The organism is Parasedimentitalea marina (assembly GCF_004006175.1).
In the GTDB taxonomy this organism is placed as follows: Bacteria; Pseudomonadota; Alphaproteobacteria; order Rhodobacterales; family Rhodobacteraceae; genus Parasedimentitalea; species Parasedimentitalea marina.
The window spans coordinates 98811-110566 of sequence record NZ_CP033223.1 but is presented as its reverse complement, the minus strand read 5'-3'; the positions used below and the strand labels follow the sequence as shown (position 1 = coordinate 110566).

Annotated in this window: 10 protein-coding genes; 1 reads left to right on the top strand and 9 read right to left on the bottom strand. The window is 57.5% G+C overall.

The genetic code is table 11. From position 1 onward, the window contains the following. Window positions 1-40: 40 nt before the first annotated feature. The 9 genes from tssH to tssA all read right to left on the bottom strand — a co-directional run bounded on the left by tssH (window position 41) and on the right by tssA (window position 10731). Window positions 41-2749 carry a type VI secretion system ATPase TssH gene (tssH, locus tag EBB79_RS24335; RefSeq protein WP_127751567.1) on the bottom strand — a complete coding sequence of 903 codons (2709 nt, stop codon included), beginning with the start codon at window positions 2747-2749 and terminating at the stop codon, window positions 41-43. Between the two features lies 1 nt (window position 2750). Then, window positions 2751-3809 carry a type VI secretion system baseplate subunit TssG gene (gene tssG / locus EBB79_RS24330; protein ID WP_127751566.1) on the bottom strand — a complete coding sequence of 353 codons (1059 nt, stop codon included), beginning with the start codon at window positions 3807-3809 and terminating at the stop codon, window positions 2751-2753. Continuing rightward, window positions 3773-5650, bottom strand: coding sequence for a type VI secretion system baseplate subunit TssF (gene tssF / locus EBB79_RS24325; protein ID WP_127751565.1), 1878 nt, complete (start codon window positions 5648-5650; stop codon window positions 3773-3775). Before tssF ends, tssG begins: the two co-directional genes overlap by 37 nt. Window position 5651: 1 nt before the next feature. Next, complete coding sequence (tssE, locus tag EBB79_RS24320) at window positions 5652-6149, bottom strand: type VI secretion system baseplate subunit TssE (protein ID WP_127751564.1); 498 nt, start codon at window positions 6147-6149, stop codon at window positions 5652-5654. Beyond that, window positions 6142-6945 (bottom strand): type VI secretion system accessory protein TagJ, encoded by an 804-nt coding sequence (locus EBB79_RS24315; RefSeq protein ID WP_127751580.1) that lies wholly within the window; start codon window positions 6943-6945, stop codon window positions 6142-6144. The genes tssE and EBB79_RS24315 overlap by 8 nt, the downstream gene beginning before the upstream one ends. A 77-nt stretch (window positions 6946-7022) precedes the next feature. After that, on the bottom strand, window positions 7023-7523 hold the full coding sequence (locus tag EBB79_RS24310) for an Hcp family type VI secretion system effector (protein WP_238705185.1): 501 nt from the start codon (window positions 7521-7523) through the stop codon (window positions 7023-7025). A gap of 67 nt (window positions 7524-7590) precedes the next feature. Beyond that, a complete protein-coding gene (gene tssC, locus EBB79_RS24305) occupies window positions 7591-9087 on the bottom strand; it encodes a type VI secretion system contractile sheath large subunit (RefSeq protein WP_127751563.1) in 1497 nt (498 codons plus the stop codon). Window positions 9088-9098: 11 nt separating this feature from the next. Next, window positions 9099-9614 (bottom strand): type VI secretion system contractile sheath small subunit, encoded by a 516-nt coding sequence (gene tssB / locus EBB79_RS24300; RefSeq protein WP_127751562.1) that lies wholly within the window; start codon window positions 9612-9614, stop codon window positions 9099-9101. Between the two features lie 70 nt (window positions 9615-9684). Next, on the bottom strand, window positions 9685-10731 hold the full coding sequence (gene tssA / locus EBB79_RS24295) for a type VI secretion system protein TssA (protein WP_127751561.1): 1047 nt from the start codon (window positions 10729-10731) through the stop codon (window positions 9685-9687). Window positions 10732-10906: 175 nt separating this feature from the next. Between tssA and EBB79_RS24290 the strand changes: the two genes are divergently transcribed. Further along, complete coding sequence (locus tag EBB79_RS24290; protein ID WP_127751560.1) at window positions 10907-11746, top strand: hypothetical protein; 840 nt, start codon at window positions 10907-10909, stop codon at window positions 11744-11746. The last annotated feature ends 10 nt before the right edge of the window (window positions 11747-11756 follow it).

Here is an 11756-nt window from a genome sequence, read left to right as displayed (position 1 = left end):
TACTCATCTCCCCATAAACAAAGCCAATTTGACCGGAGGGTCACTCAAAACTGTAAGAAAATTCACCGTCAGTAATATCGATGCTGACTTTCTCAACCTCTTTGCCTTCCATCAGGCGACGCAGGAATTCAGCCGAGATGTCAGGCAGCATGGTGTTGGTTACAATCGCATCGATCATACGGCCGCCGGATTCCAATTCCTGACAGCGTTCGACAATTTTATCGACAACGGCATCGCTGTATTCGAACGGTACGTTGTGCGATTCCATCACCCGTTTTTTGATCCGGTTCAGTTGCAACACGGTGATCTTGGCGATCATGTCCGGGCTGAGCGGATAATAGGGAATGGTAACCAGACGTCCCAGCAGGGCCGCCGGGAATATTTTCAGCAGCGGATCGCGCAGCGCCTTGGTGATGCCTTCGGGTTCGGGCAACAGGTCCGGATCGCTGCACAGGTCCATGATCAATTCAGATCCCGCGTTTGAGGTCAGCAGGATCAGGGTGTTCTTGAAATCGATCACCCGCCCCTCGCCGTCCTCCATCACACCTTTGTCGAAGACCTGGAAAAACACCTCGTGCACATCGGGGTGGGCTTTTTCGACCTCGTCCAGCAAGACAACCGAATAGGGTTTGCGCCGCACCGCCTCGGTCAGCACGCCGCCTTCGCCGTATCCGACATAGCCCGGAGGCGCGCCTTTCAGGCTGCTGACCGTATGGGCCTCTTGGTATTCCGACATATTGATTGTGATGACGTTTTGTTCACCGCCATAGAGCACCTCGGCCAGCGCCAGAGCAGTTTCGGTTTTACCGACGCCGCTGGTGCCGGCCAGCAGGAACACCCCAATGGGTTTGGACGGGTTGTCCAGACCGGCGCGCGATGTCTGAATGCGTTTCGCGATCATCTTCATCGCGTGATCTTGTCCGATCACCCGCTTGGCCAGATGGTCTTCGAGGTTCAAAATGGTTTCGATCTCATCGCTGACCATGCGGCCAACCGGAATGCCGGTCCAGTCCCCCACCACGCTGGCGACGGCCTGATGGTCGACAATCGGCAGGATCAGCGGGCTTTCGGCCTGCAGGGTTTCCAGCTCGGCGTTCTTATCTTTGAGCTGCTGCATCAACGCGGCGCGGGCTTCATCGTCCAGCGGGCTATCGCCGGCCTCTTCCTCACTTTCAGCTGGGGCATCCACGGGGGCCGCCCCTTCACGCAGTTTGGCGCGCAGATCCAGGATCTCTTCGACAACGGCTTTCTCGGCATCCCAGCGTTCGGTCAGACCAACCAGCCGTTCTTCCTCGGCGCTCTTGGCTGTCTCGACCGCCTCGCGCCGGTCGCCAACTTCATAGCCTGCGGTTTCATCGCGGCCAATAATCAGCAACTCGGTGGTCAGCGCCTCAATCCGGCGCTGGCAGTCGTCCACTTCGGCGGGGACGGCGTGTTGGCTGACCGCCACCCGCGCACAGGCGGTGTCCAGCAGGCTGACCGATTTGTCGGGCAATTGCCGGGCCGGAATATAGCGCGCCGAGAGGCTGACCGCCGCTTCGATGCCCTCGTCCAGCACCTGCACCCGGTGGTGTTTCTCCAGCATCGAGGCAATGCCCCGCATCATCAAGGTTGCCTTGGGGATGCTCGGCTCATCCACCTGCACCACCTGAAAGCGGCGGGTCAGGGCCGGGTCTTTTTCGATGTATTTCTTATACTCGGCCCAGGTGGTGGCGCCGATGGTGCGCAGGGTGCCCCGCGCCAGCGCCGGTTTCAGCAGGTTGGCCGCATCGCCGGTGCCCGCTGCCCCGCCTGCCCCGACCAGCGTGTGGGTTTCGTCAACAAACATCACAATCGGCGTGTCACTGGACTGAACTTCGTCGATCACCTGACGCAGGCGGTTTTCAAACTCGCCCTTCATGCTGGCGCCTGCCTGCAACAGGCCCACATCCAACATCAGCAAGCGAACATCATGCAGCGCAGGTGGCACGTCGCCACGGGCAATCCGCAGGGCAAAACCTTCGACCACCGCCGTTTTGCCAACTCCGGCCTCGCCGGTCAGGATCGGGTTGTTTTGCCGACGGCGCATCAGCACATCGACAATCTGGCGGATTTCCTCGTCCCGGCCCACGATGGGGTCAATCTCGCCATTGCGGGCCTGCTCGGTCATATCAGTGCAAAACTTCTCGAGCGCCTCGCCCTTGCCCATCGCCGCCGGCGCCATCGCATCCGAGGCCTCGCCCGGTGCCGCACCACCACCGGTGGTCGAGCCATCCTGCGCGCCCATGGTGTCCTCGGGCGAGCCATCGGTGACTTTGATGAAATTATCAGCCAGATCATCCGCCCCAATACGCGCCAGTTCCGGTGACATCGACGACAGGATATTGCGCAGGGCCGGAGTTTTCAGCATCCCCAGCAACAAATAACCACTGCGCACCTGATTGGATGAATACAGCAGCGAGCCCCAGACCCAGCCGCGCTCCATCGCGTCCATCAAGTGATCGCTGAGATCCGAAATCGTCGACGCCCCACGCGGTAGCATATCCAAGGCCCGGGTCATCTCGGCGGCAATCTTGCCCGGATCAAGGTCATAGTGATCGACAATCCTGTGCAGATCGCTGTCTTGTCCGGCCAGGATCTGATGCATCCAATGCACCAGTTCAACATAAGGGTTGCCGCGCATTTTACAGAACACGGTTGCGCTTTCGACGGCTTGATAACCCAGTTTGTTCAGTTTCCCAAACAGGGCCACGCGGCTGATCTCGGTCATGTCAAATACCTCCCTTTAAACTATCATCCTGCGCAACCCCAAGGCCGGGATACAGGTACAAATCATCAACATCTGGGCGTTCGGCATCGGGGTCCGGGCGGCTGCCAATCCAGGATGTGTGCCCCAATTTGGTGCTGCCGCCCAAACTGGCGCACGGCACCTGATCGCCGGCCAGCACCAGATTGACGTCCCAATCCAGCGCATCACCAATATAGGACCGCACAATGGCCCGCATCCGGGTCAGTGCCGGACCGCCGGGCAATAAACGTTCGTATTCTTCCAGGCTAAGCGGGCCAATCCGCAGCCGAAACTTGGCACTGCGGCTCCAGACTTTTGTCCCGATGCTGGTGGTCTGTCCCAGCCCGCCGGCCCGTCCCAATTGCCACTGATCATCCGGTTCCAGATCCAACCAGCTGCCGATGAATTCCTGCAATCGCACCGGCACATCAAAGAACGCTGACAGGATAGAGATCAACCCCTCAGGGTTCTTCGATCCCTGCCCCAGATGACCGGCGAAATGCAGCTTGGCCAGGTCCGGCATTGCATCGCGATCCTGCAACTTGTCGCCGTTGTAGCCAGCCAGCGAGGCCACCTTGCGGGCCATCGGATCATCGGCGCGGTCAAAACTGACCGCCGGCTGGCCCTGGGCCCAGGCCCGGTACAGCAACCCCATCATCCGATGCGTCAACATATCAGCAAAGCCGACCATGGTCGGGTCGCGATGGTTGCGTTTACGGTCGCGGGCGTATTCAGTCATATGCAGCGGCAGCGGTCCCTGCGGGCCAAACAGCCCAAAGAAACGGTTGGTCAGGCGGGCCGGCTTATCCCCCTGTGGCGGGGTAAACCCTGCAATGGTATTGGGCGGAAAGGCCAGTTCGGCCTCTTGCCCCAGTCGCAATTTATCCTGCCGCGGACGGCGGCTTTCGCCCAGGCGCGGGGCCTCGGCGTAATGGGCCTCCAAGACTCTGAGCGCCTGAAAAATGTGATGTTTTCCAGGGTCCTCGACCAGCTGGTCGAACAGGCTCAGAGTATCCGGCCCAGACCTTTTTCCGGTCGCCATCTTGCAATTTCCCCGCGTTTTTCAGTTTTCAAAACAGTTTCGGTAAACGAGTTGATGGTGGAATAGCGGCGTAAAAACCGCTCCAGTACAGCGCCAAGCGCGTAGATGTTGCTGCCCTCAAAAAAGCTTTCGTCAAACCCCAAAGTGATTTCCAGGCCCCGTACCGCTGTCGACAGCACTTCGTCGCTCATCCGGCGTACGATGGGACGTGTTGAAATCGACACGATCCCCTCCATCTGCTTTTCGGTCACCCGGTTGCCCAAAGGCGCATATAGCCCGACCAATTCACGCAGGGCGGCGGCAGACTGGCCCTTGCCGGTTTCCGCAATGGTGGCGTAGTTCAGGCTGAGATGTGAGATCAGCCGCCAGGCCGTATCGCCTTGGGCCAGGGTTGGGCGCGGTCGCGTCGGCGACACCGGCAGCATGATCGATGTCACCGGTCCGCCTTCGGGCAGGTGAAATACATTATCATCGCCCGTCGCCAGCAGCATAGGCAAATCGCGGTTTGTGCACAGGGCCTTAACCGCCAATTGTTCCAAATCAGCCGCATAGGGTGCCTGTGATCGATCCACCAGGGTCAGATAGATTTCGGAGCCAAGGTAGGAACTGCGCACGCCGCGCAGCCGTTCCTTTTCCGAGCGCCGACGCATGCGGCGTTTGATCGTGTAATAGGCCGGAAAACTTTCCCCCGAGGCGGTGAAATCGGTGGCCGAATAGAATGGACGAAAGATCACGTCGTCTTCGCCTTCGCCACTGATGCCGGTGACAGAGTTCAGGCTGTAAATCTCAAAATCCAGGCCCGCAGTACGGTTGGGCACCACGTGATGTTCGGTGTCATGCGGCGCGATCTGCACCCGGTCACAACGCTTTTCGAACAGGTTGACCGCAGGCACCGCGTTCAGGGTGAACACCTCGGGCGTGACAACCGGGGCGATCTCGCTCATGCCCTCGCGCAGCAGGATATAGATGTCCACCTCGGGCCCCTTGGCCCGTTCCAGTGCCGGGCGCAGACCCTGCAACTCGACAAAACGGAACCGTTCGGGCATGGCAAAGAATTCTTGCAGCAGACGATAGCCATCGAACACCTGTCGCGGCGCGGGCAACAGGGCCTCGTCCGCCTCGAACCCGCGCTGTACAATCTGCCCGCCAGGCAAAGGCATGTGCCAATCGGCACGTCTGTCAGTGGACCGCGCCACCAACCCCTGCACCTGGGTGCACAGCAGTTCCAGCAGTGGCCAGCTATTGCCCGCCTCATTGCTGAGATACAGCGTCAGGTTATCCATCGCCAGATCCGAGATCGCCTCGCCGTCACTGCGCCGCAGCCGCAGGCGAATACCGGCCCGGGCATCCACACCACTGGCCACCCCCGCCGCAACCAATTCGCCGCGGCCATCGATATAGTCAGCTTCGGTGATCTCGATCGGCCACATGGTCATTTCCGAAGCGGTGCGGAATTCACAGGCGGTTTGCTCGCCCTCGGTCAGGCGACTGCGCAGAACCGAATGTCGCGGCAGAACATAGCCGCTTTTAACGGCCGAGTTGGTGATGTCTGGTTTGAAGGCCGCAATCATCATCGACGGGGTGGGCGCCAGATAGTGGGGATAAATAATTTCCAGCAGGTTCGAGGTGAAATTGGGATATTGCAGCTGCAGTTCCAGCTGTACCCGCGCCGACAGAAACGCCACCCCCTCAAGCAGCCGCTCCACATAGGGATCCAGGACTTCGATGCCTTCCATCCCCAGACGTGAAGCAATTTTTGGATAGGCGTCGGCAAATTCTCCGCCCATGTCGCGCAGATAGTTCAGCTCGTTTTCATAGTGCTCCAGAAGCCGTGTATCCACGCTACAGCCCCCTTTCCACAGCAACTTCGCCGGTGGTCAAATCAACCTTGCTGCGCAGGAATAATTCCAGCGGCATCGGCTGCGCCCACATGTCGGCGCGAATATCCAGGCCGACGGTCATTTGGGTTTCATCAGTCCCACCGCTGAGCAGCACATCGACCGACCCTTCGATGATCCGCGGCTCATAGGTCGAAATCGCCTGCTCGATCGAGCGCCGGATGGCTTCGGCCTTTTCATTCGTGGAATACTCGCCCGCCACTTCGGACAGCCCAAAGTTCACGACCGAGCGCGCCACGGTCGGAAATTTCTCTACGTCGAAGTGGGATTCCGCATTGTGGGTGTTCAACAGCCAGGACAGGTCGCGCTGGATGATCTCGCGCAGGCGGTTCAGGTCAATAACGCGCGATTCCCGGGTCTCCTTCAGATTGCCCGGTTCCTGATCTGTCAGCCGGTCCAACAAGGAAGGTTGCAGGCGTTCGCCAAGGGTCTTGTCAGCCATTGTCGACCTCTTGGCCGTCCATCTGCAGGCTGCGCAGATCCATCAGGGCGAAATCTCCCTGTTCGGTGGTCAGCAACCGCTGGCCCATCCCAACAAAGGTTTCACTGCCCGCGTCACGCCAGTCGGTGGCCCGCGCCAGCATCAGCGCCGTCTCGGCTGTGGTCGAGCCAGGATACCGGGTCGGGATCATCACCACCAGTTCACCGCCATTGGCCAAGGTCAGGGTGCCAGCCGTCCAAACCGCGTCCCGCAGATCACTGGGCTCGTCGATCTCCAGCTTGCTGATCTGGGCAAAAGGCAGCCAGAAATAGCGCCCGTTTATGATCACTTCAAGCACCGGTCCCAGACGCATATCGGCATCTGCAATCCAGTCAAATCGCGCACCGTTGATTTCGCCGGTGCTGGCGGGGGCCCCGTCAAAAGCACGGGCGCGCAAGTCGGCCGCCTCGTCCACCTTGCCCTGTGCCAATAATTTCTGAGCCTCAATCAACAGCGCCAGCCATTCCTCGGGTTCGCCAAAAATCATCGGGTCTTTCTCACCCGCAAACACCCGTTCGCGGTAGACTTCACAGATGATTGCTTCCCGGTAGGCCTTGGCCATCATGGTGGCGCCTTCGTCCAGTTCGGCACTCAGCTTCAACTGTGCAATGGCGCGTTTCCAATCCCCCAGAACACATAACAGCTGGAACAAGAATATTCGCAGCTTGGCATCCGACGGGTCGGCGCGTACCCGGTCTTGCAACGCCTTCAGGGCCGCCGCTGGGTCACCAGATTTCAGATGCTCTTCGGGTGTCATCACACAGTGCTCCGTCACGTAATCAACTGATTAAAAATAGCTCCGAGCGCCAAAGCGCTCGGAGCAATAGTGTTGAATTATTCGACCTTGCCAGTCTGAACATTCCACTTGAATGTGCCCTCGGTGGACAGTTTACCCGTCTTCTGGTTGGTCGATTTATACTCGATTTCCAGCGAAGCATAGGCAAGCGCCCAAGTCTCTTCCGGAATACCGTCTTCACTGGCCGACAGCGAGTAACTGTCGATGACGACGTCCTTCAGTTTCCAGATGCAATAGACCAACAGACCGTCAGCGGCGCTGTCACCTGACCGGCACCAATGCATGACGATTTCAGGGCGAACAGTGCCGTTCGCCACGGACAGTGCCAGGTCATTCGACGCTTTGCCCATTTGCGATGTCAGTTCGACCTTACCAAAATTCGAATTGGCGTGCATCCGTTGGGTCGACCCTAGATCGGTCATTTCCACCGCGCGTTCCACATTCCAACTGGCCGACTGGACAACGATCCATTTCTTGTGGTCGGTTTCCATTGCGTCGCCTTCGACGTCTGAAATCTCAACAAACATGTTGGCAGCCATTTTCTTTTCCTTTCAAATTCAAGAACTCGTTACGAGCATCACGTGATTAGCCTGATGACAGAAATGATCAGGCCCCTTTTTCCGAGGGCAGTTTGGATACCAGCCGTAACGAGACAGAAAGGCCTTCGAGCTGGTAATGCGGGCGCAGGAAGAATTTTGAGCTGTAATAGCCCGGGTTACCCTCGACCTCTTCCACCACCACTTCGGCAGCGGCGAGAGGCTTGCGCGCCTTTTCGTTTTCCGAGGAAATCTCGGCATTGAAATCAACGTAGTTGTTGATCCAATCCTGCAGCCAGGTTTCCATCGCCTGACGACTTTTGAATGATCCGACCTTATCGCGCACCATGCACTTAAGGTAATGTGCAAACCGGCAGGTCGCGAACAGATAGGGCAGTCGCGCGCCGAGATTGGCGTTTGATGTCGCATCCGGATCATCATATTCGGCCGGTTTATGAAGCGACTGGGCGCCCATGAACGTGGCCACATCGGTATTTTTGCGGTGGATCAATGGCATCATGCCATTCTTCGCCAATTCCGCCTCGCGCCGATCATCAATGGCGATTTCCGTCGGACATTTCTGATCAACACCACCATCGGTGGTCGGGAAAGTATGCGAGGGCAGACCTTCCAATGTACCGCCACTTTCAACACCGCGAATACGCGAACACCAGCCATAGGATTTAAACGAGCGGGTGATATTCATCGCCATACCGTAGGCCGCATTGACCCAGGAATAGTGACCGCTGTCTGCGCTGCCGGTGTCCTCTTCAAAGGCGAATTCTTCCACCGGATCAGTTTTCGACCCATAGGGCATCCGACCGAGGAACCGTGGCATGGCCAGACCGACATACTTGGCATCTTCGCTATCGCGCAGCGACCGCCAGGCGGCATATTCCGGGGTCTGAAAGATCTTGGTCAGATCGCGCGGGTTCGACAATTCCGACCAGCTGTCCATCTGGAACAGCGAGGGCTGCGCCCCGGTGATCAGCGGCGCATGGGCTGCGGCTGCGATTTTGGACATCTCACCCAGCAGTTCGATATCTGGCGGTGAATGGTCAAAGTGATAATCCGCAACCAGAGAGCCATAGGGTTCACCACCCAACTGGCTGAATTCCTCGGTATAGAGTTTCTTGAAGATCGGGGACTGATCCCAGGCCGTGCCTTTGAACTTCTTCAGGGTCTTATGCATCTCTTTCTTCGAGATCGGCATCACGCGGATTTTCAGCTGTTCATCGGTTTCGGTGTTATTGACCAGATAATGCAGACCGCGCCAGGCGCTCTCCATTTGCTGGAACTCTTCGTTATGAAGCACCAGATTGACCTGTTCGGTCAGTTTCTTGTCGATCGCAGCTACGATGCTTTCGATGGACCGCAGCGCGTCATCGCTGATCAATGCGGTATTGGCCAGTGCCTGTTCGGCCAGCGTCTTGACCGCAGATTCAACCGCCGTCTTCGCCTGATCCGACTTGGGCCGGAATTCCTTGTGCAGCAGGCTTGCAAATTCATTGGAACCAAATGCTTCTTCAGCACCAGCAGCTTGTGCCTCGAGTTGTTCTTCAGCCATGTCTACCCTCCTTATTCTTCAGCGTCGCTGCTGCCACCCGGCGCTGCCTGCGCCGCAAGGGTTTTCAACAGGCTTGGGTCTTGAATGATCTTTGAGATCAAATCCTCGGCGCCGGTTTTGCCGTCCATATAGGTCATCAGGTTGGACAGCTGAGTGCGCGCTTCCAGCAATTCACGCAGCGGGGCCACCTTGGCGGCGATGGCTGCGGGCTTGAAGTCATCCATGCTTTCGAATGTGATATCGACGGCCAGATTGCCTTCGCCGGTCAGCGTGTTCGGCACGGTAAACGCGGCGCGTGGGGCCATCGATTTCATCCGGTCATCAAAGTTATCGACATCGATTTCCAGGAATTTGCGATCGGCAACACTGGGCTGTTCCACCTCAGATTTACCAACCAGGTCGCTCATCACCCCCATCACAAAGGGAAGCTGAACCTTTTTCTCAGCGCCATAAAGTTCGACATCATATTCAATTTGAACACGTGGCGCCCGATTGCGCGCTATGAATTTTTGTGAACTGCCAGCCATCTTTTACTCCTTACTCGTCAATCATTGTGCCACCTACCCTGAGCACTATTGGGATGCGGGCGGCCATATTTTAGTCGTCGTCGTCAATGCCCCCGATTAAATTGACATTGCTCATACCCTGCGGTGCCATATCGTTAACGATGGTCATGAAGTCCGCTCCGACCAGTCGCTTGGCGCGCTCCAACAAGATGGGCAGCGGGCTCGATGGTTCTGAGCGTTGATAATACCCGATAATCCGATCCAGCGCATTGGCCACATCCGAAGGAGAATTGATCCCGCCGACGCTGCCGCCGACAGAGGTTGCCATGACCGACGCCTCACCATCGGTCTCTTCGTCCGCGGGTTCATCTCCGGCCCCTGCCGGCGCCATACTGGCATAATCGCGCATCCGCTTGGCCATCTGTCGCAGCAGTTTGACCAGAGGTTGCAAATCAGGCCCCTGCCCCGGCGTCTGCTCATCAAACACAGCTGAGATCGCCGCGACATTTGTTGCCGAGGTTTCGATGGCCTCAACGCGCGCCTCCAGCTCTTCTTTGTCACTGTCCTGAAAGGCCGCACTGACGGTGGCTGTGTCGGGCACAGTATCCATATCGCTGGGCGCAGGGATCACCCCCTCGGCCGCTTCGATATCGCGCAGTGAGAACCGCCCGAACCCGCGACTGTTGCTTAGCGCCGCACGCCGCAACGAGCGGTACACCGGCGACGGGCCTGCCATATCTTCGGGCTGGCCACATAAATCCTGCACCTTGTTGATCCGCATGGTTGGATCGCCGTCGTCTTCATCCAGCTCGGGATGACAGGTATCCCAGTATTGTTCCAGGCAGCCCCGAATATATGTGGTCACATCCGCAAACCCGGTCAGACCTTCGGAATACAGGATGGCATCTGCCAGAAACACAGCCGCCCGCAGATCGTGGCTCTGCTCAAGAATAACCAAAGCATTTTTCTGAACTTCGCGATAATCAGGATCTGAGGCCTCGGTGGTGTTATCGCCCAGCACCACTTCTTCACCCGGCTGTCCAGCCAGTTCCATGTCGGTAAACGTTGGATCATATTCCAAATCGTCGCCACTAGGGGCATCGTCCCCTTTGGACTGCAACAACACAGCTGGGTCCATATGATCGACCTCCTGAAATTTGGTCTTCCTTACCCATACCACCACATTTCGGAGCTGGCTTGCGGCGCCGTTAGGGGGTCCGGAATGCGAAACTATAAACAATAACTTGACCACAAGTGAGCCTTATCGTTTTCTTAAAGTCAATTGGTTTCACAGTTTTTGTAGGTGCCTAGATATGGTCGCGACCCGTATTCCTGGGGAAGATGTTAAGTCTATGGTGCGCCAGGGCACCCGCAAACGAATGTGTTTTGGCTTTTGTCACGACAAGAAAAACGATCCTCTGCTGATGATCGAACCGGGCAAAAAACCCGAAGCCCTTAGCGTGCCGTTGAAAAAAGCCGGAGGTGAGCCGCCGATGACTTGGGGCACCTTTGTAGTGCGGTCGGATCAAATGGAAATGATCTGCGAAAAGGTCTCGGCCAAGGTTACGGGACAGCTGAAAAAGTTCCTGCGCAAGAACCAGCCCAAGGTCAACGTGCTGTTCTTCGACAAGGGCGGTAACCTGCTGGACAGTCTCAAACCCGAGGGCTCTGACGCCGTGGTCAGTGATGATAAGGTCGCCGATTTGGCCCCACCTGAAGGTAGCGGTGCCCAGGATCTGGTTCAGCGCTTAAAGGACATCCGCCCGCGCATTGCACTGGCGCCGGGTCCTTTGGAAATAAAGCTGAAACGCGCCCTGGCCAAATCTGTCCAACAGGTCAATGACGGCAGGTTGCAAGAGGCTGAAACACTGGTCTCGATGATCGAAATGACCCTGGCCAAGATCGGCCAGACGGTCGAAAGCGAAGAACTGACCCAGGTCAAAGCGCAGGTAAGCCGGGATAAAATGTCGATGGATGCCGGTGTCAAACGGGCACAAGCCCTGCGTGCCAATGTTGAACGCAGCCCCGGCGCGGCACGCTCAAAACTGGATCGCGCAGTCCACGAGGCGGCCAAGCTTTTGAAATCCCGCGATCTGGAAGGCGCCAATAAGGTGATGGATAAAATAGAAAAGGCACTGATGACACTCGGCTGAGCACACTAAC